The following is a 23,777-nucleotide window of genomic DNA, read 5'->3' as shown; positions in this document are numbered from 1 at the left end:
ACTGTTACTGCTGTGACTGGTGGGACTATACTGCTTCCCCTCCGCGAGACAATAAGGACCTGATACCGTGAGCCACGCCCGAACTTCCTGGCGCCTAAGCGGACGCACCGGCTACATCGCCGCTGCCACCGCCGCGCTTATTGGCCTCGCTTCTCCCCTGGTAGCGCCCGCACAGGCCTTCGCCCCGGATCTCTCATCGCTGGCACAACAACACATGCCCGCCAGCCCGTTGGATGAGCTCGGCCGCCCCACTCAGGAGACCCAAGACCGCGTGCGCGCCTTTGCCGCGCAGCCGTGGATCCCCGAAGAGGCCCGCAATGCTATCTTGTCTGCCTTGGACTTCTTTGCCGGCAACGGCGACGGTAGTGGCGGTGTCGCTATGCCGCAGGGCGATAATCCACACTTCCGGCAGTTTTATTGGCCTACCGTCTCCGCGCACTGCATCGGTGGCACCAACGCCGCCACAGGCTCTGCCATCGCGGTACCTGGCCCTACGGAAATTCCTGCCCCCGGCGCCGGCGAGGGCGAGACCGCCTTCCTCTTTACCGCCCTGGGCACCCCTCCGGCAGCACCGGACCAAGAAGGCATGAACGTGCAGTGGTTTAATATCAACACCCTGCAAAGCGGCATTACCCCGCTGCACAATAACGGTATCAATCAGGATGGTCCGACGACGCTGTCCGGCACGGCCCACACGGGCAAGGGCCTGGTCGTCGCGCTGCTCTCCGGTTCCGTGAATACCACCGAAGCGCGCTGCGATTTCGCCCCCACCGCCGCCTTCCTAGAGGTGAAGTAATGGCCGTTGATCTCCACCCAGTCAAGCGGGAGACCTTTAATACCGGGAACTTCACCAATACCGATCCCAAGGGCTACCTGCGCCAGGTCGATACCTACACCGAAACCGAGTTTGGCCTGTATATGGCACGCGGTGCCGATCACCCGCGCTTTGGCTACCTCGAATCCTGGCTGCTGCCCAGCCTGAACCTGCGCGCGAATATCTTCCACTTCCGCCCCGGCATCGAGGTGGAGCAGGACTTTTATATCGACGTCGCCGAGATCCAGCGCCAGGGCAACGAGTGGACCACCCGCGATCTCTACGTCGACCTGGTCACCACCACCGGCGAGCCGATTACCGTCCTCGACATCGACGAGCTCTCCGCGGCGACGTCCGCGGGCCTCATTTCCGCCGAGGACGCCGAGCTCGCCATCGACACCACCCTGGACGCGGTCGAGGGAATTACCCGCCACGGCGACGATGCAATGGCCTGGCTTGCCCACCACGGCATAGACTTGTCCTGGTCAGAAAACGTAACTTTAGCCCCCGAAGGATAAGCCATGGCCGGTGGCCTTTTCGCCCTGCTTGACGATGTCGCCCTCATAGCCCGCGCCGCCGCCTCCAGCGTCGACGATGTGGCCGCCTTAGGCGGCAAGACATCTATGAAGGCCATCGGCGTCGTCGTCGATGATGCCGCAGTAACCCCGCAATACGTCGAGGGAATTAAACCGCAGCGCGAGCTGCCGATGATCTGGCGCATCACCAAGGGCTCGCTTATCAACAAGCTCGTCATCATCTTGCCGATTGCGATGATCCTGTCTTGGATCGCCCCATGGGCGCTCACGCCCATCTTGATGTGCGGCGGTACCTATCTGTGTTTCGAAGGCGCGGAAAAGATCCTCTCCTTCTTCAACTCCTCCCCTAGCGATGCAACCGATACCGTCCAGCACAAGGGTCCAGAGGCCGAAGATAGCTTGGTGAAATCCGCCATTACCACCGACCTCATCCTGTCTGCTGAGATCATGGTGATTTCCTTAAATGAAGTCATCGATCAGCCCTTCTGGCTGCGTCTCGGCGCGCTTATCGCCGTTGGCATCATCTTGACCTTGAGCGTCTACGGCGCCGTGGGATTGCTGGTCAAGATGGATGACATCGGCTTGGCCTTAACCCGGCGCCGCGATGGCAACTCCCCGCTGGGCAATGCCTTGGTCAAGGGTATGCCGATCGTGCTGGACATCATCGGCGTCATCGGCACCGCCGCCATGTTATGGGTAGGCGGGCATATCGTCACCACAGGCCTGCACGAATTCGGGGTAGACCAACCGCATGGACTTATCGAGGCCGCCACTGAACACATCCACAACGGCGCGCTGAGCTGGCTCGCCGAAACCGGCTTGTCCATGGTGTGCGGGCTCATCCTCGGCCTTGTCATCGCCAGCATCGTCATGGCCGTTAAGGCCTCGACCGGCTCGCCCTCTGCCACCTCGGCAGCGCAGCACTAAATTACATAAACAGCATGAGCGATACCGCCATAATGGCCATGCCGGCAATAAGGCCGTAGATGGCGTAGTGGTGCTCGCCGGTTTCTTCCGCGGTGGGAAGCAGCTCATCCAGCGAAATAAACACCATGATGCCAGCCACTGCGGCAAAGCTAATGCCCATGGTGGCCGGCCCCAATACCGGTAAGAGCAGGCCAAATCCGATGAGCGCGCCGAGCGGCTCAGCAAGCCCAGAAAGCGTGGCCCACCAGAAGGCCTTCTTGCGCGAGCCGGTCGCCTCCCGCAACGGCACCGCGACGGCGATGCCTTCCGGAATATTGTGGATGGCAATCGCCACGGCCACCGGCACCGCAATCTCCTTGGACTCCAGGCCCGATAAGAAAGTGGCAAAGCCCTCCGGAAAATTGTGCAGGCCCAGCGCGACCGCGGTAAATACGCCCGTCTTCATCAACCTGCCGCGCCGGGCATCTTCTTCCGTCGTGCCGGGTTCGTGCGGGTTAATTTCTTCTGGCACCATTCGGTCAATAATCGCGATGACCGCAATACCGGCGAAGAAGGCCCCTACCGCGGCCCAGGTGCCGGGTTTCTCGCCCCCGAGGGCGTCGCTAAGCTGCTCTATACCCTCCCGCAGGATTTCCATGAAGGAAACATAGAGCATCACACCCGCCGAAAGGCCCAGGGCCGCGGCCATAAATGCGGGCCCTGGCTGGCGCTTTCCCACCGCCAGCGCCCCGCCAATGGAGGTGGACAGGCCCGAGAGCAGCACCAATCCAAAGGCGAAGGCGAACGTGGACAAGGTCATGGTCTGTGACTGTACCTAACTAAAATTATCGAGCCTTAATGAGCGGGCGGGGTCTGTGCATCGTCATCGGTGGAGCCAGAGACGAACTCGCCATCGGCCACCGAAGGATCATCATCCACGTAGCGGCCGGCTTCATAGTCATATCCGATGGCGTGGCCTTCCTCATCGGTACGCGCGTACCACTCGGTGACCTCGGCGGCGGTGGAATCGAATTCGCCGCCGGTGGCGTAATCGGAGTCTCCCGCAGTGGGCTCGACCGACAGGGCAAAGTTATCGCCGTATTCGCGCACGCCGTGAATGACCGCATTGGACACGGCTTGGTGCTCGTAATAGTGGCGGATGGAGGCCGGATCGTGGCGCAGTTCCCTAATCAGGGCAATACACATCAACACGATGATGACGGCAAAGGGAAGCGCCGTAATGGTGATGAGGTTTTGCAGGCCTTGCAGCGCGTTTTTGCCACCGGACATGAGGATGACCACGGCGATGCCCGCCATGCAAATCACCCAAAAGACAGTAACAGTGGCTTTCGGCTGTGGGTTGCCGCGCTGGGTGAGCTGGGAGTTGACCAGCGAGGCTGAGTCCGCAGTGGTGATGAAAAATACCACGAGCATGACAATGACCAGCGGGGCCATCCAATTGGATCCGGGGAAATGGTCCAAGACGTTAAAGAAGATGTCTTCGGCCGCCGGCATGGAATCGATTGTGCCATCGGGGGCGATATCGCCATCGCGGCGCTGCAGCCAAATGGTGGTGCCGCCCAAGATGGTAAAAGCGGCGATGATGATAGCGGAAGGAATAAACAGCACGCCAAGGACGAATTGGCGGATGGTGCGACCGCGGGAAATCTTGGCCACGAATACGCCGACGAACGGCGACCAGGATACCCACCACGCCCAGTAGAACGTGGTCCACGAGGATAGGAAGGAGACCATATCTTCGCCCTCGCCCATGTTGGCGGACAACATTTCGGGGGTGTTATCGAGGTACTCGATGATGACCGCGGGCATCATATTGGCCAGCAAGGCGGTTGGTCCGATGACGAAGAAGAAGATGGCGATGCCCAGCGCCAATGCCAGGTTGATATTGGATAGCCACCGCACGCCCTTAGCCACACCAGACACTGCGGAAAAGATGGTGCCGATGGACAGCACAATGATGATGACCAACGCCGCGGTATTGCCGGCGGTGGACCAGCCGCTGACGATTTCCACGCCGCGGCCGATCTGCAGCGCGCCAATTCCCAAAGTGGCCGCGGTGCCAAAGAGGGTGGCGATGATAGCCAGGCCATCGATAATGCGCGCCGGTGTGGAATCGGTGGAGCGGTTGCCAAAAAGCGGCATCAAGATAGAGCTCATCAGGGGTACGCGCCCGCGGCGGAAGGATACATAGGCCACGCACAGCCCGACGATGGCGTAGATGGCCCACGCATTAAGGCCCCAGTGCATGGCCGATTGGGCCAGCGCGCCAAGCACCGCTTCATCGCTGGCGGCCTCATAGGCACCTGGGCGCGGCGAGAGATAATGGGTAAGCGGTTCGTAGGGTCCGAAGAAGATAAGCCCGATGCCGATGCCCGCACCAAAGAGCATGGCGGCCCAGCTAATCGTGGAAAACTCCGGCTTTTCGCCATCCACGCCGAGTGGGATTTTCCCGTACTTGGAAAAGGCCAGAATCAGCAGCAGGAACATCAGGAAGGTGGCCAGCGCCGTAAAGATCCAGCCTAGGTTGCGCATAACCCAGTCCAGGGCCGTAGAGGAGGTATTAAAGACCTGTTCGGGGGCGAGCACTCCCCACACCACGAAGGCGATAACGAGCCCACCGACGACGCTCAGGATGGTCTTATCCACACCGTATTTAACCTTTTGGTCCTCGATGGATACGCCAGGGACCAAGGCGGGGTGGATATTGTGCGGGTAGATGATGTCGTGCAGGATGCGCTTGGCACCGCGCACGCGCTTTTGGCTTTCTTCCGTATTATTAACGTTTTCCAGCCCATTGGTGGTTCCGTTATCGGGCCGGGGCGATGAATTAGATGACAAAGCCCTACTCCTATTTCGTTATGCACTTTTCAACTTGAGGGAATCATTAATACGTTAACGAACATTGGCTAAAACCACCGACTAAGCGCTGTTTTACCCCCACATGCGTAAAATGAGATCCGTACGTTACGCCCCGCTTTAAAGCTTTGGAGTTACTTTTCCTATGGTGCCCTACCCGCTTGCGACCAGCTACTTCGGCGTCGAACACGTCGCCATCTTGGAACATGTCATCTCCGGCACGGTGCTGAGCATTCCTGGCGTGGGTAGTCAGCCTGCTCTTATCGATGTCTCTTTAGAGCCCGATACCTACTCCAACGGCTGGCGGGTGCGTTCGGAGTTTGGCTTCATCGGTTTTCTCGATGAGGTTGAGGCGGCCGAATACCCTGACCTGCACCGATTGAAGGCCTCACAGGCCACCCCGCAGACGGTGGCCACGGTCGGCATCGTTGACGGCGAACTCGAGGTCGCCGTCTCCCTCGGGCTGTGGCCGTGGCTGCTACCGGTCAATGACCAACCGGCCGAATCAGTACTTCTTGCCGGCGGCCATGGTGCAGTGATTGATACTGGGGCAGGCGATCTGACCGATGAGCAGCTATCTCACTTTGATACGCAGCAATTCTTTGTCACGCTCAAGGTCATCGATAACGCCGTCGTGGCCTCCTGTGGCGATACTGTGCTGGGACCGTGCGGGGCATTAAGCCAGCTGCCGGGCCTGCGCACCGCGTATGCGGCGGCGCAAGAGGCCGGTACTGTGTTGGCCGCCCGTGCCTATAGCGGCGGCGGGATGATCGCGATAGATATCCCGGTAGCGGATGCCACAGAAGCCGAATTATTCTCCCCTGCGGTACCGCCCCTGCGCGTGCCGTCCGGCCGCACCGTGCTGCCTAATGCCACCACTTCCCGTCCTACCACCCCAGCCCCGCCCGAGGAATGGGAGTTCGCGCTGGAGTCCGCCGACATTGCCGGCGATCTTCCCACCGGCTCCCGCCGCCCGGTCAGTCCCGATACCAATGTAGACACTGCGGTCACTGGTTCTGCCGAAGCCTCGCCCGCACCTCGTGCCCGCGACGAGGGCGAGGCTGCGGCACCGCCTGCTAGCAGCGGCTTGGCTGACTTGGTCTCGTCCATGCCGGGCTCACAGAACCTGAGCTGGCGCGCGCTTCCCGTAGCGGAGGAACCGGGCCGCTTTTCTTCCGAGTCCGCCCGCGTGCGCGCCCGGCGCGTGGCGCGCGAGCAGTCCCGCCCGCGCGGCGGAAACCACCGCAAATAGGTCGGCCGCCTCTGTTTAGCGCAGCGTGCGCTTGCCGCCCTCGCCGCGGCGGGTAATGCCGTGGGCATCGAGGTATTCCAGCAGAGGTATGGCCACCCGGCGGGTGGTCCCCAGCGCTTGCCGCGCGGCGGACAGGGTAAAGGGCTGCTCGAGTTCTTCTAGGAGCTCCCGTGCCTTGCCCGGTGCGTCCGGTAAGAGGATGATGCCGTCTTTGAGGCGTAGCAGGCGCCCGGCGCGCTCGGCGGCGGCCAGTTCTTTCTCGCTCAACCCCAGCTCTTTAAGTTCGTGCGCCTCTGGTGCCGCGAAGGGATCCTTATTTAACCTGCTCTCCAATTCGGCCACGGCGGTCTCGGCGGCGCCGAGATCCACGCTGTGGCCGGGCAGGCGGATAAGCCCTTCGGATTCCTCCGCGTGCGCGGCGGCTACCGCCAGGCGCAGGAGCGCGTTGTCCGTGAGCCCCAAGGCATCGAGTGCCGCCTTGCGGGGCATCCCGGGTGCGAGCGGGTTAGCCGCGGCGTGTTCCTGCAGCGCGGTAGTCAGCGCTTCTTTCCAGCGCGTTACCTGGCGGGCGGCAATCCACCACTGGTCGAAGTTAATGACGCCCTGCGGGGCGGCGTCGGTGTCATAACCATCGAATTCCAAGTCCACGCGCCGGGCATAGCCCACGCGCTGCAGGTAGGAGGAAGGATTGCGGAAGGAGCTTAACTCAGCCAGTGCGTTAGCCCGCTTGCGGGCGGCACCGCGGCGGTCTAACTCCGGCGGGCGCACGTCGATGACCTCCACGCCGGCGCTGACATGGCGGCCACCGGGGCTGCGGACAACCAAGCGATCCAGGAGGACTAGCGGCAGAGCGCGCGTTAGGCGCAGGCGGGCAAAATCCGCTGACAGCGGCCGCAGATGCGCTTCTATCCCGGCGGTGCCGCAGTGGACCACGAGGTTATCGGGCAGTTCATCAAGCGCGGTGCCAAAGGTGCGGTGGACGTCCACGGTATCGACGCCGCGCCACGCATCGGGGCTCAGCAGCAGGTCACCGCGGTGGATATCGGCGGCATCGACCCCGCGCAGGTTAACCGCGGCACGTGTTACGGGGCCCAAGGATTCCTGCGCGGTATTTTCGCTGTGCAGGCCGCGGATCTCCACGCGATTGGCGCCCTCTGCGGTGGAGAGCACCAGGGCATCGCCGGTGCGCAGCGTGCCAGCGCTCAGCGTCCCGGTCACCACGGTTCCCGCGCCCTTGACGCTAAAAGCGCGGTCGATCCACAGGCGCACAGGGGCATCGGTGTCGGGTGCGGGCACGCGGGCGACCAAATCATCGAGCGCCGCGCCCAGTTCCGCCAGGCCCTCGCCGGTGTGGGAGGAAACGGGGATGATGGGGGCATCGGCAAGCGGCGTGGCAGAAAACTGCGTGCGCACTTGGGCGGTGACCTCCGCGCGGCGCTTTTCATCGGCGCGGTCGCTGCGGGTCAGGGCGATAATGCCGTGCTCGATACCCAGCGCGTGCAGCGCGTCGCGGTGGTCGGTGGATTGGGCCTGCCAGCCCTCGTCCGCGGCGACCACGAAGAGCACCACGGAGGCAGGCCCCACCCCGGCGAGCATATTGCCAAAGAACTTTTCGTGGCCGGGGACATCGACAAAGGCCACGTCCGCACCGGAAGGCAGCGACGTCCACACAAAGCCTAAGTCAATGGTCAGCCCGCGGCGCTTTTCCTCAGCCCACCTATCCGGATCCATGTCCGTTAAGGCGCGCACCAGGCTGGACTTGCCGTGATCGACGTGGCCGGCGGTCGCGATGACGTACACCTACATCACCGCCCGGATGGCCGCGATGAGCTCCTTGTCCTGGGCCTCGGGCACGCAGCGCACGTCAATGAGGCAGCGGCCTTGGTGCTGGCGCGCCACCACCGGTGGGGTGTGCTGTCGCAGTTTTGGCGCAAGTTCCTCCGGCAGCGCCACCGCAACGCCGGGCAGCGGGTACTCGGGGGCTCCTCCCCCGCCCACGCGGCCAGCGTGCTCAACAATCTCGCCGCCCACCGCCGCGGCGATGGCCTCGGTGCGCGCGCGGTGGCGCGCCGGGTCAAGGTGGAGGGCCTGCTGCACCGCATTGGCGGGCGTTGTGATTGCAGCCTCCAGGGCATTAAGCCGCAGCTTATCTATGCGCACCGCCCGCGCCAACGGGTGCTTTTTCACCGCCGCAATCGCGTCCTTGGTGCCCAATAAAATGCCGGCCTGCGGCCCGCCCAAAAGCTTATCGCCCGAGGCGATGACGATATCCGCCCCGGCCTTGAGCTGCGCATGAATATCGGGCTCGTCTGGCAGCACCGGATCGTGGGTGAGCAAGCCCGAGCCGAGATCCACAATGAGGTGTGTACCCTGCTTCTTCGCCAGGCGCGCCAGCTCGCCCACGCCCACCGAGGAGCTAAACCCCTCAATCCGAAAATTGGACGGGTGCACCTTCACAATCGCACCGGTCTCCTCCCCCAGCGCGCCTTCATAATCGTGGAGGTGCGTCCGGTTGGTCGCGCCCACCTCGCGCAGGCGCGTCGCGGTGGATTCAATAAGTTCCGGCAGGCGGAACCCCGCACCGATTTCAATGAGCTCGCCGCGCGAGATGATGACCTCCTTGCCCGGCGCCAGCGCGGCCGTGGCCAGCAATAAGGCCGCCGCACCGTTATTGACCACCAGCGCATCCTCCGCGCCGGGGCACGCCGCCAAAAGCGCCTGGGTGGCACCGGCACCGCGCCGGGACGAGCGCCGCCCGGTGTCTAGATCCATTTCCACGTCGGTATATCCGGCCGCTGCCTGCAGCGCGTCGATCGCGGCATCAGGCAGCGGTGCGCGTCCCAAGTTCGTATGGATGATCACGCCGGTGGCGTTGATGACCGGCTGCAAGGAATGGGTGCTGTGGTCTGCCAAGCGCCGCGCTATTTCTTCCTCCACGCCGGCAACGGGCACGTCCCCGCGGCGGGCGGCGGACAGCACGCCTTGAATCATGGCGCGGATGGCATGTTCGGCGATTATCTCCCGCGCGCTTTCTACCGCGGGGAGCCGCAAGAGCTCATCCATGCGGGGTAAATTCCGGCGGGGATCACGGGCATTATTCGCGGGGCGACCAGCGTTATGGCTCGGCACTCGTTTTCCTCCTTGCGCGCTTTTGGCAGAGACGGACAGGAATCGAACCTGCCAGACCGAGATGCTCGGCCTCACCGGTTTTGAAGACCGGGGCGCCCACCAGGACACGTACGCCTCCGCCTGGCTACTTTACAGATCCCGCGCGCGGCCCACCGCCGCCGCCCCACCACTTTCCGACGGGTAAAATGACCAGCATGACGGAGCAGATTAATCTAACCTCTTTCGCAGCCGGTGGCGGCTGCGCCTGCAAGATTCCCGCCGGGGAATTGGAATCGGCGGTAGAAGGGCTCATCGGCAAGGCCGATCCCAACGTCTTGGTCGGCCTCGACGATGGCGATGATGCCGCAGCGGTCAAGATCGACAACGGCCTCGCCGTGATTTCTACCGCAGACTTTTTCACCCCCATGGTCAATGATCCCTATACCTGGGGCCAGATCGCCGCGGCCAATGCGCTATCTGATGTCTACGCCATGGGTGGCACCCCCATTACCGCCATCAACCTCGTGGGCTGGCCCAATGAGAAGCTCGGCTTGGACGTCCTGCGCGAGGTGCTGCGCGGCGGCATGGATAAGGCCACCGAGGCGGGCATTTCCATCACCGGCGGCCACTCCATTACCGCCCCCGAGCCCTTGTACGGCATGGCGGCGACGGGCATCGTCGATCCCGATAATCTCATGCGCAACGATGCCGCTGAGGCCGGGCTGCCCATTACGCTGACCAAGCCCATCGGCGTGGGCATTTTGAATAATAAGCACAAGGCCACCGGCGAGGTATCCCAGGCCGCCATCGATTCCATGACCGCGCTCAACCGCCAGGCCGCCCAGGATGCGGTCGCCGCCGGTGCGCGCGCGGCCACCGATGTCACCGGATTCGGGCTGCTCGGCCACCTGTACAAGATGTGCCGCGCCTCCGGGGTGTCGGCCGAGCTGGACTTTTCCGCCGTGCCCACCGTAGACGGTGCCACCGACGCTCTCGCGGAAGGCTTTATCCCAGGCGGTTCGCGCCGCAACCTGGATTGGGTGCGCCCACACCTGCAGCCCTCTTCCCTCTCGGAGGAAGAGCTAGTGCTGCTTGCCGATGCCCAAACCTCCGGCGGCCTCCTCATCATCGGCGAGGTCCCTGGCTACCCGGTCATCGGTCGCACTACGCCGCTTTCTAACGATGCCTACATCACCATTTCCTAAGATGAAACACCGTATTTTTAGCCTGCCCCTTGCCACCCTCGCCCTCGGCGCGGGCCTTGTCGCCTGCGCCGACGAGACCACCAACCGCAGCTGCTCGCCCATCGAATTATCGGAACTGCGCACTTCCCTGCCAGACACCCTCATAGGCGCTAACCAGGATCCCGATTCCACCAGCGAGGAGGATGATTCCTTTTCCGTGCTCTACGGCGGCGATTCGCCGGAAAAGATTAGCGTGCTGGGCACGAAATACGAGTCCGATAATGAGGCCGTATGCCCCGATGACCCAGATGCGGCGGCGGAGCGCTACTTGGAACTGGTCAATGAGGACATCGATAAGCAAAATGCCGCCCAAGGCCGCGCGGGAAATGAGTACAAGCCATTCGATTTCACCGCCGCGGACCGGCATTTTTATTGCTCGGCCTGGGAGGTCGAGGATGCCATCTCGACCACCTGCGTGACCACGGTCCATGACGCGGCGGTGAACTACTACCTCCACCGCGATTCCGAGTCCTTAGAGGCCGAGCAATCGCGCATGCAGGAAATCGGCGAAGAACTCGCCGATTCCTTTGCCAACCTCGACTAAGCCTGGCTCGCCCTCGCTAGCCTGCGCTGAGCACGTCGGTGGCAAGCCCCTGCTCGCGCCGGCGCCGCTCCGCGCGGCGTTTTTGCGGGCCCATCGTGGTGGCCGGGTTCTTGACTGCTTCCAGGCCCGCGTTGAGCACGCCAAAGCGCGTGCACGCGGATCCGGCAAGCAAGGCTAGGCCCGAGGCCACAGACACGGCGCGGGACTTCGTCGCCGCCGCCACCGCGCTGCCCACGCCGCCAGCGGCGATCAGGTATTCCGAGGCGCGCATGAGCTTTCCCGGCGTGCCGTGATGCAATTCCTCGCGGGGCTCCGGCTCCATGTTGTTTTCTAGCACCTTCGTCGCCGCGATATCGCTGGCTGCGGCCGCCATGCCCAAGGCCCGGGCGGGACCGGCGTATTTCACCGGGGTGGTCACCATGGCCAGGCCGGACGCCGCTGCCGAGGCAGAGGATACAAAGACATAGGGCAAGTGCCGCTTCATGTCATTCCATACCGGGTTGGACGTATTAGACAACAATACCGCCGTATATCCGGCCAGCGGGCCACCGAGCACACCGGTGACCACTCCGGCCGGAGTCGCGGCCTTCCCTAGGCTCGCGCGCAGCCACTTCGGCAGCGGCAGCTTCCGCTTGGTCGCGTCATCCACCTCTACCACGGCAGGAATGGCCGCCGCGGTGGAAAAGCCCGCGAGCAGCCACGATCCGAGCGACATCGGCGAGGTCACCTTGAATACGCGGAACATATTTAACGCGCGCTCCGGTCGGCCCAGATCCAAAATCAAAAAGACCGATCCAGCGGCCGCCGCGCCAAAGGCCGCTACCCGCGTGGCCCGGCGCAAGGGCGCGTTGCCCGCGGCCTGTGCACCGGTAGCCAAAAGGCCCGAACCGCCGGCAATGCCGCCCAAGAAGAAATACCCACCGATGGGCCACTCCCACGGCGGGGCCTTGACTACCGGCCTGCCGTAATAGGAAGAAAACTCGAAGTCTTCTGCCATCCGCTCCTCTTTGGAGCCATCCTGCGCACCCGCCCCCGGGCGCTTGCGCTTCTTCTTGCGCTTCGGCCCGTCGAAGTTGCGGTAGCGATTCGGCCGCTCCGGCTGCGGTGGCCGGTACTCATCAAAACCGCTCATTTGCGCCCTCCAATCAAAAAGGAACCCGCCACGGCCAGCGCCATCCCGCCGATGGCCTTCGCCGCGGTTTTATACATGCTCGGCAAATCCGCGGTGGGCACACGCGGATCCGGCGGCAAGCCATAGACCTCTGGCGAATCCAGCAATAAGAAGATAGAGCCGGTTCCGCCCACGCCATCGTTATCATTGGCGCCATAGAGCCGCGCCTCCGTCATGCCTTGTTCGTGCAGGACGCGCACGCGCTCCTTCGCCGCGGCCAGCATGTCCTCATAGGTACCGAATTGGATGGAATCGGTAGGACACGTCTTGGAGCACGCCGGCTGCTCGCCCTGTTTCAGGCGGTCATAGCACATGGTGCACTTCTGGGCGACGCCCACATTCTTAATCGGCATTGCCTCACCCGGCGTGTGGTCCGCGCCTTGGGGCTTGCGCTGCTTGAGCTTTTTCAGCACATTAATACCGGCGTGCGAATTATCCTGATAATCCACCGTCGCGGTCTTATCGTATTTCAGCGATACCCCGCCATCATCGCGGCGTTCGATGACGCCGAAGGGGCACCCCGCCACGCAGGTTCCGCAGCCATTGCACACGTCATCTTGGACGACCACAGTGCCAAACTCTGTGCGGAAGAGCGCGCCCGTGGGGCACACGTCCAAACACCCCGCATGCGTGCAGTGCTTGCAGACGTCCGAGGACATCAACCACCGGAACGTATCCGTATCCGGCGGAGTGGTATCGACTTCGTCCGGTGTGCCACCGATGGTAGGCATGCCAAGGGAAATAAGCTGTTTTCCCTCTTCGCGCGCCTTCTCAATGCGGTCATTGTTTTGCTCCACAAAGGCCACGTGCCGCCACGTATTAGCACCTAGCGCGCCGGTGTTGTCATAGGAATCACCGGTGACGTCATATCCTTCTACCGGGTTGCGGTTCCATTCCTTGCACGCGACCTCGCAGGCCTTGCAGCCGATGCACACAGACGTATCGGTGAAAAAGGCCATGCGGCGGTAGGAATCATAGCCGTGCCGGCCCGCGTCCTCGGTCAGTAGATTAGTCATTTACTTACCTTCTTCGCCATTACTCGCCGTATCGCCGTCACTACTTTCCGCCCCAGGCTGGCCATGCTTTTCGGGCTCCGGGTTATAGGTAAACGAGTCCGGAACCGACAACAAATCATTGCCAGAATCCACGCTTAACTGAGCCCGCTCCTGATACTGCTTGAGCAGCTTCAAGCGGCCTTCTCCCCTAGGTCGGCGGCCCGGCTGGATATCGCAGGCGCCGATCTTCGAGTTCTGAATAAACACATTCGGCTCGAGCGTAAGGCCCAAGAGATCGTTAACGCCGTCGCCTGCCACAGCGGTGGTCTCGGACTCGCCGTAGTGGAAGGGCAGGCCAATCTGGTGGAATTCTTCCCCATTGATCTTCAACATCTGCATGCGATCGGTGACCAAGACCTGCGCCTCAATCACACCGCGCGGCGAGATAATCGTCGCCCACTCGCCATTTTCCAGGCCGCGCTTTGCGGCCAAGTCCTTATCCACCTCGCAGAATAGGCCTGGCTGCAGCTCCGCCAAATAAGGCAGGCGGCGCGACATCGCACCCGAGGTATACATCTCTGTTAGGCGGTAAGTAGAAAATACGAACGGGAAAACCTCCGCACCAGGCATACCCGGTTCTGGGCGCTGCAGGTTATCCGGGCGCTTGATGGCCAAGCGCGTCGGCGATTGCTGCTGCTTATACAGCACGTTCGTAACCGGGGACTCCTGCGGCTCATAGTGGGTAGGCAAGGGGCCATCGGAAAGCCCGGAAGGCGCAAAGAGCCAACCGCGACCGTCCGCCTGCATGATGAAAGCGTCCGTGCCATCGAGGGCGTCTGGACCGACGGCATCGGCAGGTGCCTTGTACTCCGGCGACTTCGTCACAGGGAAGTCAGGGACGTCATCGCCTACCCACTTGCCCTGGGCCTCGTCCCACCACACGTACTTCTTGCGCTCGGACCACGGGGTGCCATCCGGCTTGGCCGAAGCGCGGTTATACAAAATGCGGCGGTTAGCAGGCCAAACCCAGCCCCACTCGGGCGCGACCTCGTTCTGCTCCGACCCCGGGACCTTGCGCGCGGACTGGTTAACGCCATCCTTGTACACGCCGGTGTAGATCCAGCAGCCGCCGGAAGTCGTGCCGTCATTCTTCATCTCCACGAAGGTGGGCAAAAGCTGGCCCTTCTTGGGACCATCCAAGTAGTAGCCGTTGATCTCTTTGAGGACGTCCTCAGAGTTCGGCTCGCCTTCCTCATTTTCCGCATAATCCCACGTCACCTTCTGGAGCGGGAGATCGCGCGGATCAGTGGAATCGCGCAGGCGTTCCTTGAGCTTCTTACCCAGCTGGTAGAAGAACCACAGCTCGCTCTTGGCATCGCCTGGCGGCGGTGCCGCTTGGAAACGCCACTGCAGCATGCGCTGCGTCTGGGTAAAGGTACCAGCCTTTTCCACGTGGGTGGCAGCGGGCATCAAGAAGACCTCGGTTTCGATGTCTTCCGTCTTCAGCTCGCCGTTTTTAATCTCCGGCGCGTCCTTCCAGAACGATGCGGTTTCGATTTCCTGGAAATCGCGCACGACCAGCCACTTCAGCGATGCCAAACCGCGGCGCTGCATGCCACCATTGGACTGCGCCACCGCCGGGTTCTGCCCGAAGACGAAGTAGCCATCTACCTGACCATTGAGCATGGCCTGCAGGGTTTCATAGGTAGAATGCGCGCCGAAAATGCGCGGCATGAGGTCATAGCCCCAGTTATTTTCCTTGGTCGCCGCATCTCCCCAGTAGGACTTCATCAAGGACACGGCGTAATTCTCGCCAATCTGCCAGAAGCCCTTTTGGGACTCATCCCGGATCTCATCCACAAATTCCGGCCACGTCTGCTTTTCCACGCTCGGCATGGGCAGGTAGCCAGGCAGGGAGTGGAAGAGCGTCGGAATATCGGTGGAGCCCTGAATGGAGGCGTGCCCGCGCAGGGCCATGATTCCCGAGCCCGGGCGACCCACATTGCCCATCAAAAGCTGCAGGATCGCAGCGGTGCGGATGAATTGCGCGCCCAAGGTGTGTTGGGTAAAGCCCAAGGCATAGGCGAAACACGTGGTGTGTTCCGGATCGGAATTCTGCGCAATGGAATCCGCCAGGTAGAAGAAGTCTTCCTGGGCGATGCCGCAGGTTTCTTCTACCAGCTCAGAGGTATAGCGCGCATAGTGGCGCTTGAGAATCTGGAAGACTGAATTCGGGTGCTCCAGAGTGTCATCGCGCTCGACATTCCAGGAGGAACCTTCCGGCTTTTGCACGTACTGCCACGAATCGGTCACGTACGTGCCGGTTTCTGGGTCATATCCAGAAAACAGTCCGTCCAGTTCCTCGGTGTCCTGGTAGTCCTCCGAGATAATCATCGGCGCATTGGTATATGCAACGACATAGTCGCGGAAGTACAGCTCATTTTGGAGCATATGGTTGATAACCGCGCCTAGCAGCACCACGTCGGTACCTCCGCGAATGCCAATGTGACGGTTGGAGAACGCAGAGGTACGCGTATAACGCGGGTCCACGTGAATAATGCGGGCACCACGCTTTTTGGCTTCTACGACCCACTGGAATCCCACTGGGTGGCACTCGGCCATATTCGAGCCCTCGATGACGATGCAATCAGCATTCGCCATATCCTGCAGCGGTTGGGTTGCGCCGCCGCGGCCAAACGAAGTTCCTAAACTAGGAACTGTGGCGGAGTGTCATATGCGCGCCTGGTTTTCGAGCTGCACCGCACCGGCAGCGGTAAAAAGCTTCTTAATGAGGTAGTTTTCCTCATTATCCAAGGTCGCGCCACCAAGTCCAGCGACACCCATCGTGCGGTTTAGAGTCCGCCCCGAGTCATCGGTGTCTTGCCAGCCCTTCCGGCGCGCCTCCAAGAAGCGATCCGCGATCATGTCCATCGCGGTGTCTTCATCCAGCTCCTGCCACTCGGTGGAGTGCGGTGCGCGGTACTTAATCTTGGTCAATCGCGTTGCGGAATTGACCAACTGCTCCGATGCCGAGCCCTTGGGGCACAAACGCCCGCGCGAAATCGGCGAATCCGGATCGCCCTCAATCTGGATGACTCGGTTATCTTTGACGTATACGCGCTGGGCGCAACCAACCGCGCAATATGGGCACACGGATTGCACCACGCGGTCAGCTTCTACCGTGCGCCCGTGCTTTTCCTTACTCTTGGTTGATTGCGTATTGATATCCCTGCCAAAGGGATCGCCGCTACGCAGCTGGCGCACAACCGGCCAGTTGAGAGGACTTAAGCGAGACATGACTTTAAATCTATATTTGGGCGGAAAATTTCTCTAGCAAGGTGACCCTAAGCGTTTTTCGCCACTGCGCCAATCGCGCGCTCCACGCCCTGAACGACCTCCGTAAGCTCCAGCATCGGGCTGTGTTCTTTAGCCTGTTCCTTAATAAACGGCACGTGGATAAAGCCTACCTTTACCTGCATATCTTTGAAATGGTGCAACAGGCCGTAGAGCAGATGGTTGCAGACGAATGTTCCCGCGGTAGTCGAGACCCGTGCCGGAATCTCCGCCTCCTGAATCGCTGTGACCATTGCCTTAACCGGCAGGGTAGAAAAGTACGCGGCAGGGCCACCTTCAACCACTGACTCATCGCTGGGCTGGTTACCAGCATTATCCGGAATGGAGGCATCCGCCAAGTTGATACCTACTCGTTCCGGAGTGATATGGCCGCGCCCAGCGGCTTGCCCCAGGCAGACCACCGCGTCCACGTCTTCTTCCTCGGCCACAGCAATCGCCTGCTTCAGTGCTTCACCGAACACTGTTGGCACAGGGTGCTTAATAATCTGCGCTCCGCCAATTTCGTCCGGCAGCTTATCCAGCGCGCGTTCCGTAGGGTTAATTTCTTCGCCACCAAAGGCATCAAAAGCAGTTACCAGAATCTTCATCGTTCCAGTATGGCAGCTGACGGTGCCCCGCTGCATTGATTCAGCGCTGTTCTCTTAGTTTCCTCGTGGTGCACCACCGACCTTCGCGCTCACGGGCGGCGGTCTTTAACGGGGCACCGTGCTCGCGGTGAGCGCGAAGGTGAAGTGAACGAATTCGAGCGGGCGAACAGTGTGTTCAATCGAAACCTTATGAATCGCCCCGCCGCCCTTCGCGCTCACGGGGAAGCGCTCAATCGGGCCATCCGACTTTCGCGGTGAGCGCGAAGGGCGGGTCTGCAGGATGAGGGAATAAAAGGCGGGGATGGAGGTCGCGGCTGAAGGCGAAAGCGAGAGTAGGTACTGAACTGCTTTGTCTGCAAAGCGGTCTTTGCGATTCCCCTGCTGCAAACGAGACCCTTTTTCTTTGCGGTTTGACGTGTGGAATAAAGTGAAACTAGTTGAAGTTGAACAGAACCGTACTCAACAAATAGTCAGACCTGTTCAGTTGATTTCTAAAGGACGTTCTATGACACAAAAAGTTTCCTCTCGCCCCAAGCTGCCTAGCTGGGCAACGGGGTTTGGCGCGCAAGTCATTGCGGGCCTTATCATCGGCCTTATCCTGGGACTGATTGCATCTGGAATGGATACCGATCCAGATAATCCAGGGTGGCTGACCAGCCTGCTCAGCGGAGTTGGTGGCGCCTATGTCCAACTATTGAAGGTCATGGTTCCGCCGCTCATCTTCGCCGCGGTAGTCACCTCGGTGGCCAACCTGCGCAAGGTTGCCAATGCAGCGTCACTGGCCATTTCTACGTTGGTGTGGTTCGCCATTACGGCGTTCTTCTCCGTCCTTGTGGGCATCGTCGTGGCATTAGTCTTGAAGCCCGGTGCTGGCACGAGCGTCGATGCATCCACTGCGGGGGATCCGTCTAGCGTTGGTTCGTGGACTGCCTTCTTCGAGCAGCTGCTCCCTGAAAACTTCATCGGGCTTACGGCCTCTGCTAGCGATGGCGAAGTTACCCTCAATTTCGGTGCGCTTCAGCTGCTGGTTATTTCCTTGGCCATTGGCATCGCCGCCGTACAGACCGGTAAGGCTGCCGATCCCTTCCTGCACTTTACGGAGTCCTTCCTCAAGGTCATCCAGAAGGTCCTGTGGTGGATTATCCGCCTGGCACCGATTGGTACCGCAGCGCTTATCGGTAAGGCCGTTGCTACCTACGGTTGGGACGCACTTGGCTCGCTGGGCAAGTTCGTCTTGGCAATGTATGTGGGTCTAGCCATCGTCTTCGCCGTGGTCTACCCTGCAGTGCTGAAGTTCAACAATATTCCGGTCAAGGGCTTCTACAAGCGCATCTGGCCGGTAACGTCCTTGGGCTTTGTCACCCGTTCTTCCATGGGTGTTATGCCCGCAACGCAACGCTTTAGCGAACGTGCCTTGGGCGTTCCCACCGAGTATGCGTCCTTTGCAGTGCCACTCGGCGCTACCACGAAGATGGATGGCTGCGCCTCCGTCTACCCCGCTGTTGCTGCGATCTTCGTCGCGCAATTCTACGGCGTAGACCTGGACTTCACGCAGTACCTACTCATCATCTTCGTCTCCGTCATTGGTTCCGCGGCTACCGCGGGTACCACTGGCGCGACGGTTATGCTCACGCTGACCCTGTCCACGCTGGGACTGCCGCTGGCTGGCGTCGGTTTGCTGCTGGCCGTTGAACCCATCATTGACATGGGCCGTACGGCGCTGAACGTCACGGGTCAGGCATTGTGCGCGACGGTCGTCGCCAAGCGCGCAGGCATCCAAAACCAAGAGGTGTGGGATGAAGCCGAAAACGGCGTCAAGCACATCATGGAGGAAGACTCCGACGAGGAAGTAAGCGTCAAGGCTTAATAAAACGCGAATAAAGGCCCCGGGCAGTACGCCTTGGACCTTTATTTATTGCCGGAATGGAAGTGGGCGGCGATGTGCAACGCCGGCCGGCTCCACGTGAATAAACACACTGCATCCGGGGAAAAGCTGGTCAAGGGCGACTTCGACGTCATCGGCAATCTCGTGCGAGTATAAAACGCTCCAGTTCGCCGGCACCTCCATGGTCAGGTAGACCATTCTTTGCCTGCCAGAGGCTACCGTGCGCCGGTCCGTGAAGGTCACGGACTTTTCTTTTTCCAGTTCAGCTAAAAGATCCCAAATTTGATCTTGCTCTTCTTGCGGAAGGGCCTCAGAAAGCAGGCTGCTGACAGAATCGCGCAAAATCTTAAATCCAGTCCACAAGATATTGATGCCAACGGCCAAGGCCACAAGCGCATCGAGCCACAACCAGCCCGTGAGATACACCGCAGCCATGCCCGCGAGGACGCCGGCGGAGGTCCACACATCCGTAATCAGGTGATGCCCATCCGCATTTAGCGTCGCAGACCGGTAGCGCTTACCCGCCTTGATCAAGGCTAGACCGACGCCCAGATTGAACAACGAGGACAAGAGCGACAGCGCTAAACCCCAACCGCCTTCTTCAACGGGCTGGGGAGTAAAAAGGCGTTGGACCGCGGTGTAGATGATGGCCCCTGCTGCGAGGAAGATCATCGCCCCTTCTACCAACGCGGAAATATACTCCGCCTTGCCGTGGCCAAAGTGGTGATTATCATCGGCAGGCTTAGCGGCAATGCGCAAAGCGCAATAGCCAGCGATGGCTGCCACGAGGTTCACGAGGGATTCGAGGGCATCAGAGAAGAAACCAACCGAGCCCGTCAGCCACGCCGCCAAGGATTTCAGGACAATTGTCGCCACCGCCGCGGCGATGGACAACATCATAAAGCGCTCTAAAATACGCTGCTCAGTACTTAAAGAAGACAAGGTCCACTACTCTCCCTTCGGCAACCAGAATCAGTCCGAAGGTCTCGTTCGCATCGATGCATCGATGCTGAGTGGCCGGGCTATTAAGCCAGTGTGTCGACCAGTCATCGCGGCGCGGGTGGGCACCGTAGGAACTACTCCCCTTCTGGGTTCATAGGTTAGCAGACGGCGAGAATCCTTAAACATTCAACCAAATCCTTGATCCGCCCTAGCGAGTTCAAAAATGCCGCTATAGACGAAAAATCTCCCTACGAACCAGGAGGTTTCTCACCATCTGGCGCGTAGGGAGTAATGAAGGCTCTAGCCTAATTTAGTGCTGGCCCTCGGCGAACTCTTCAACCAACTTCGCGTTGAATGCAGGCAGGTCATCCGGGGTACGGGAGGAGACCAAGCCCTGATCGCAGTGGACCTCTTCATCAACCCAGGTAGCACCTGCGTTGCGGAGATCGGTCTGCAGGGACGGGAAGGACGTCAAGGTGCGACCCTTGAGGGCCTCTGCATCGGCTAGAATCCAACCGCCGTGGCAGATGGCGCCCAAGGGGCGGTCCTCGCCCATGTGCTTGCGCACGATGCTAACGGCTGCCTCATCCAGGCGGATGAGGTCAGCGTTATTGGTGCCGCCAGGCAAGATGATGCCGTCGAAGGTCTCACCCTCGGAGTCCTTGGTCGTAGCATCAACGTTAATCTCGGTACCGTTCTTGCCCGTAATGGTGCCAGCCTTAGGCGCCAGAACCTTCACGGTAGCGCCGGCCTTCTGCACAGCCTCTAGCGGAGAGGTCAGCTCGGAGTCTTCAAAGTCATTCGTAGCAATGATTGCGATCGTCTTGTTTTCTAGCTCAGCCATTATTATGATCTCCTTATTGTTGTTGGGTACGCAAATAGGATAACTCTACATTCGCGCGCTCGCCACGTTTACTTTCGCAACCTGCAACAAGCTAGGATTTAGCCACCGATCTTGAAGTCACACACGTCGCCATCGTGCATGATGTAGTCCTTGCCTTCTTGACGGACCTTGCCGTTGGCGCGCGCCTCGGCCATGGAGCCGGCGGCAACGAGATCGTCGAAGGAGACGATTTCAGCCTTGATGAACTTCTTTTCAAAGTCGGTGTGGATAACTCCAGCGGCCTGGGGTGCGGCAGCGCCTTGCTTAATGGTCCACGCGCGGGCTTCCTTTTCACCAGCGGTGAGGTAGGTCTGCAGGCCCAAGGTGGAGAATCCGGCCTTGGCCAGGGTAGCCAAGCCGGGCTCTTCTTGGCCTACTGCCTCGAGCAACTCGCTTGCCTCGTCCTCATCCAGCTCCAAGAGCTCAGACTCGGTCTGTGCATCGAGGAAGACGCAATCTGCTGGGGCGACGAGCTGGCGCAGCTCTTCCTTCTTGGCGGCATCGGTAAGCACAGCCTCATCCGAGTTAAAGACATAGAGGAAGGGCTTAGCCGTCATCAGGTGCAGCTCGCGCACGAGGGAAAGATCAATCTCGCCGGTCTTGGCGGCGGCGAAGAGGGTGCGGTCATCCTCTAGGATTTCCTGCGCCTTCTTGGTGGCCTCCACCACAGGCGCCAAGTCCTTATTCTTCCGGGCATCCTTTTCTAGGCGCGGCAGGGCCTTCTCGATGGTCTGCAGATCCGCCAGAATCAGCTCTGTATTAATAACGGAAATGTCATTGCCGGGATCTACCTGGCCATCGACGTGGATGACATTGTCATCAGAAAAGGCGCGGACCACCTGGCAGATAGCGTCGGCCTCGCGGATATTGGCTAGGAAGGCGTTTCCCATACCCTCGCCCTGCGAGGCACCTGCGACGATGCCGGCAATATCCACGAAGGACACGGTTGCCGGCAAGATGCGCTCGGAGTTGAACATCTTAGCGAGGGTGTCCAAACGGGGATCCGGCAGCTCCACCAAGCCGACGTTGGGCTCGATGGTGGCGAATGGGTAATTAGCCGCCAAGATTTCGGAACGGGTCAGGGCATTAAACAAAGTGGACTTGCCCACATTGGGCAAGCCGACGATTCCTAGTGTAAGACTCACGGGGCTAATCCTAACGCACCTACCGCGTTATGAGGCAAGATGGTGGGGTGAGTTCTGATAAGCAACCAACACCCGAAAAGCCGCAGGCGAGCCCGGGCGATAAGATGGACGGTGACTTCGACACCAGCCAATTGGACGACGTATCGCCACATCCCCCGGGCAATCAGGTCGATCGCTCCGTCATTGCGGGCGAAATGGTGAAATCGACCTCCCTGTGGGCCGTGCGCCTGCTGATAATCGGCGTTTTCCTTTTTGCTGTATATCAGGTCCTGGGTAGCTTCTGGCAGGGCATCCTTCCAGTGCTCTTGGCTCTTATTATCTGTACCGTGCTTAACCCCATGGCGCGTTGGATGCGAACAAAGGGACTACCCGCGGGCCTGGCAGCGATTGTGACAATCCTGCTCTCTTCAGCCGCCGTCGGTGGGCTCATCGCCTCGGTGGCACCGGACTTCATGCGGCAATCCCAGTCGCTCTACTTACAAACGGTCTCGGGCATCCAGCAGCTCCAGGTTTGGGCCCAGGGCCCACCCTTGAACCTCGATAGCGACGATATGAGCACCTATATCGACGAGGCCGCAGGCTGGTTGCAGGAGCGTGCGGGCGTTATCGCCGGGTCTGTATTTACGGGCATCGGCAATGCCACCTCATTTTTCGTCACGGTGTTCATTGTCTTGGTGCTCACCTTCTTCTTCCTCAAGGACGGCACCAAATTCCTGCCGTGGCTGCGCGATGCCACCGGGCGACGTGCCGGCTGGCACCTCACGGAATTGCTCACGCGCGCCTGGAATACCCTGGGCGGATTCATTCGGGCACAGGCGGTGGTCTCGCTTATCGATGCCATCTTTATCGGCCTCGGCCTCGTGCTTATCGGCGTGCCCTTGGCGATGGCCCTGGCAATCATCACCTTCATCGCCGGCTTCATCCCGTTCGTCGGCGCCATTGTCTCCGGCGCGCTCGCGGTGGTTATCGCCTTAGTGTCTTTGGGCTTTACCCGAGCACTGTTGGTCTTGGGTCTCGTTCTTTTGGTCCAGCAACTTGAAGGAAATGTCCTCTCGCCGTGGCTGCAGGCGAAGGCCATGAACCTGCACCCAGTCATTGTTTTGGTCTCCGTCATCGTCGGCTCCGCGCTCTTTGGACTCATTGGTGGATTCTTGGCCGTGCCGACCGCCGCCATGATCGCGGTGGCTTATCGCTACGTGCAGGACATGATGAAGCTGCAGTCCGGCGAAAAGCACTCCTCCGAGCTCAACTACTCCACCGTCGCGGGCTACCTCATCGGCCGCTATACCGAAGAGCAAGCGCAGTACAAGCGCGAGCAATGGCGCAAGGTCCCAGAACACGCCAACCCCGATATCGCCGGCGCCGACGCGGCTTCCGATGGCGATCCCACCACGCTCGACGCCTCCGTCGACGTCGATTCCACCCCGGAGGACTATGACGAACCGAGCATGCGCTCCAACCTGCGCCGGGCGCGGGATGCCTTTGAAAATCTTTTGAACGGAGATTCGAAAAAATAGTGTGCTGTGTCGGCAGC

At 60.6% G+C, this 23,777-nt stretch carries 19 protein-coding genes and 1 tRNA gene; 8 read left to right on the top strand and 12 right to left on the bottom strand.

Features of this window, described 5'->3' with window-relative positions; genetic code table 11:
• The first annotated feature begins 67 nt into the window (after positions 1-67).
• Genes ACLI1O_RS04575 through ACLI1O_RS04565 form a run of 3 tightly spaced genes read left to right on the top strand, consistent with a single transcriptional unit; the run spans position 68 to position 2,277 of the window.
• A complete protein-coding gene (locus ACLI1O_RS04575) occupies positions 68-796 on the top strand; it encodes a hypothetical protein (RefSeq protein WP_239267912.1) in 729 nt (242 codons plus the stop codon).
• A complete protein-coding gene (locus ACLI1O_RS04570; protein ID WP_239267914.1) occupies positions 796-1,332 on the top strand; it encodes a DUF402 domain-containing protein in 537 nt (178 codons plus the stop codon). The genes ACLI1O_RS04575 and ACLI1O_RS04570 overlap by 1 nt, the downstream gene beginning before the upstream one ends.
• Positions 1,333-1,335: 3 nt before the next feature.
• Positions 1,336-2,277, top strand: coding sequence for a DUF808 domain-containing protein (locus ACLI1O_RS04565; protein ID WP_239275750.1), 942 nt, complete (start codon positions 1,336-1,338; stop codon positions 2,275-2,277).
• 1 nt (position 2,278) lies between these two features.
• Here ACLI1O_RS04565 and zupT read toward each other — a convergent pair whose 3' ends face one another.
• Both zupT and ACLI1O_RS04555 read right to left on the bottom strand, forming a co-directional pair.
• Positions 2,279-3,076: a zinc transporter ZupT gene (gene zupT / locus ACLI1O_RS04560; RefSeq protein ID WP_411706979.1), complete on the bottom strand. Its 798-nt coding sequence runs from the start codon at positions 3,074-3,076 to the stop codon at positions 2,279-2,281.
• A 35-nt stretch (positions 3,077-3,111) separates the two neighbouring features.
• Positions 3,112-5,028, bottom strand: a complete 1,917-nt coding sequence (locus ACLI1O_RS04555) for a BCCT family transporter (RefSeq protein ID WP_370657776.1) — start codon at positions 5,026-5,028, stop codon at positions 3,112-3,114.
• A 250-nt stretch (positions 5,029-5,278) separates the two neighbouring features.
• On the opposite strand from ACLI1O_RS04555, the gene ACLI1O_RS04550 reads away from it, so the two are divergent.
• Positions 5,279-6,385: a hypothetical protein gene (locus tag ACLI1O_RS04550; protein WP_239267919.1), complete on the top strand. Its 1,107-nt coding sequence runs from the start codon at positions 5,279-5,281 to the stop codon at positions 6,383-6,385.
• Between the two features lie 15 nt (positions 6,386-6,400).
• On the opposite strand, the gene selB is transcribed toward ACLI1O_RS04550, so the two are convergent.
• From selB to ACLI1O_RS04535, 3 genes are all read right to left on the bottom strand, one after another.
• Complete coding sequence (gene selB / locus ACLI1O_RS04545) at positions 6,401-8,185, bottom strand: selenocysteine-specific translation elongation factor (protein WP_239267922.1); 1,785 nt, start codon at positions 8,183-8,185, stop codon at positions 6,401-6,403.
• Positions 8,186-9,514, bottom strand: a complete 1,329-nt coding sequence (gene selA, locus ACLI1O_RS04540) for an L-seryl-tRNA(Sec) selenium transferase (protein WP_284849459.1) — start codon at positions 9,512-9,514, stop codon at positions 8,186-8,188. It abuts the gene before it with no gap.
• A gap of 23 nt (positions 9,515-9,537) precedes the next feature.
• A tRNA-Sec gene (locus tag ACLI1O_RS04535) sits at positions 9,538-9,632 on the bottom strand.
• A 76-nt stretch (positions 9,633-9,708) separates the two neighbouring features.
• Here ACLI1O_RS04535 and selD point away from each other — a divergent pair.
• Positions 9,709-10,698, top strand: coding sequence for a selenide, water dikinase SelD (gene selD / locus ACLI1O_RS04530; protein ID WP_284771512.1), 990 nt, complete (start codon positions 9,709-9,711; stop codon positions 10,696-10,698).
• Position 10,699: 1 nt separating this feature from the next.
• Positions 10,700-11,281 carry a hypothetical protein gene (locus ACLI1O_RS04525; RefSeq protein WP_284771511.1) on the top strand — a complete coding sequence of 194 codons (582 nt, stop codon included), beginning with the start codon at positions 10,700-10,702 and terminating at the stop codon, positions 11,279-11,281.
• A 16-nt stretch (positions 11,282-11,297) separates the two neighbouring features.
• Here ACLI1O_RS04525 and nrfD read toward each other — a convergent pair whose 3' ends face one another.
• The 4 genes from nrfD to pcp are packed head-to-tail and all read right to left on the bottom strand — an operon-like array spanning position 11,298 to position 17,388.
• Complete coding sequence (gene nrfD, locus ACLI1O_RS04520; RefSeq protein ID WP_284771510.1) at positions 11,298-12,413, bottom strand: NrfD/PsrC family molybdoenzyme membrane anchor subunit; 1,116 nt, start codon at positions 12,411-12,413, stop codon at positions 11,298-11,300.
• Positions 12,410-13,468, bottom strand: a complete 1,059-nt coding sequence (locus tag ACLI1O_RS04515) for a 4Fe-4S dicluster domain-containing protein (protein ID WP_284771509.1) — start codon at positions 13,466-13,468, stop codon at positions 12,410-12,412. Before ACLI1O_RS04515 ends, nrfD begins: the two co-directional genes overlap by 4 nt.
• On the bottom strand, positions 13,469-16,744 hold the full coding sequence (gene fdnG, locus ACLI1O_RS04510) for a formate dehydrogenase-N subunit alpha (RefSeq protein ID WP_284771508.1): 3,276 nt from the start codon (positions 16,742-16,744) through the stop codon (positions 13,469-13,471).
• A 47-nt stretch (positions 16,745-16,791) separates the two neighbouring features.
• A complete protein-coding gene (gene pcp / locus ACLI1O_RS04505) occupies positions 16,792-17,388 on the bottom strand; it encodes a pyroglutamyl-peptidase I (protein ID WP_284771507.1) in 597 nt (198 codons plus the stop codon).
• Positions 17,389-17,893: 505 nt separating this feature from the next.
• On the opposite strand from pcp, the gene ACLI1O_RS04500 reads away from it, so the two are divergent.
• On the top strand, positions 17,894-19,255 hold the full coding sequence (locus tag ACLI1O_RS04500) for a dicarboxylate/amino acid:cation symporter (RefSeq protein ID WP_411706978.1): 1,362 nt from the start codon (positions 17,894-17,896) through the stop codon (positions 19,253-19,255).
• Positions 19,256-19,300: 45 nt separating this feature from the next.
• Here the strand turns inward: ACLI1O_RS04500 and ACLI1O_RS04495 are convergent, their stop codons facing one another.
• The 3 genes from ACLI1O_RS04495 to ychF form a co-directional block, all read right to left on the bottom strand.
• Positions 19,301-20,173 (bottom strand): cation diffusion facilitator family transporter, encoded by an 873-nt coding sequence (locus tag ACLI1O_RS04495; protein ID WP_284771579.1) that lies wholly within the window; start codon positions 20,171-20,173, stop codon positions 19,301-19,303.
• 352 nt (positions 20,174-20,525) lie between these two features.
• Positions 20,526-21,059 carry a type 1 glutamine amidotransferase domain-containing protein gene (locus ACLI1O_RS04490; RefSeq protein ID WP_005282146.1) on the bottom strand — a complete coding sequence of 178 codons (534 nt, stop codon included), beginning with the start codon at positions 21,057-21,059 and terminating at the stop codon, positions 20,526-20,528.
• A 98-nt stretch (positions 21,060-21,157) separates the two neighbouring features.
• The gene (gene ychF / locus ACLI1O_RS04485; protein WP_284771505.1) at positions 21,158-22,243 is read right to left on the bottom strand and encodes a redox-regulated ATPase YchF; all 1,086 of its coding nucleotides are present in this window, start codon (positions 22,241-22,243) and stop codon (positions 21,158-21,160) included.
• A gap of 29 nt (positions 22,244-22,272) precedes the next feature.
• Between ychF and ACLI1O_RS04480 the strand changes: the two genes are divergently transcribed.
• Positions 22,273-23,760, top strand: a complete 1,488-nt coding sequence (locus ACLI1O_RS04480) for an AI-2E family transporter (protein ID WP_284782469.1) — start codon at positions 22,273-22,275, stop codon at positions 23,758-23,760.
• Positions 23,761-23,777 lie beyond the last annotated feature (17 nt).

Source organism: Corynebacterium sp. LaCa78, assembly GCF_046717505.1.
Lineage (GTDB): Bacteria > Actinomycetota > Actinomycetes > Mycobacteriales > Mycobacteriaceae > Corynebacterium.
This window is presented reverse-complemented; position numbering and strand designations above follow the sequence as displayed.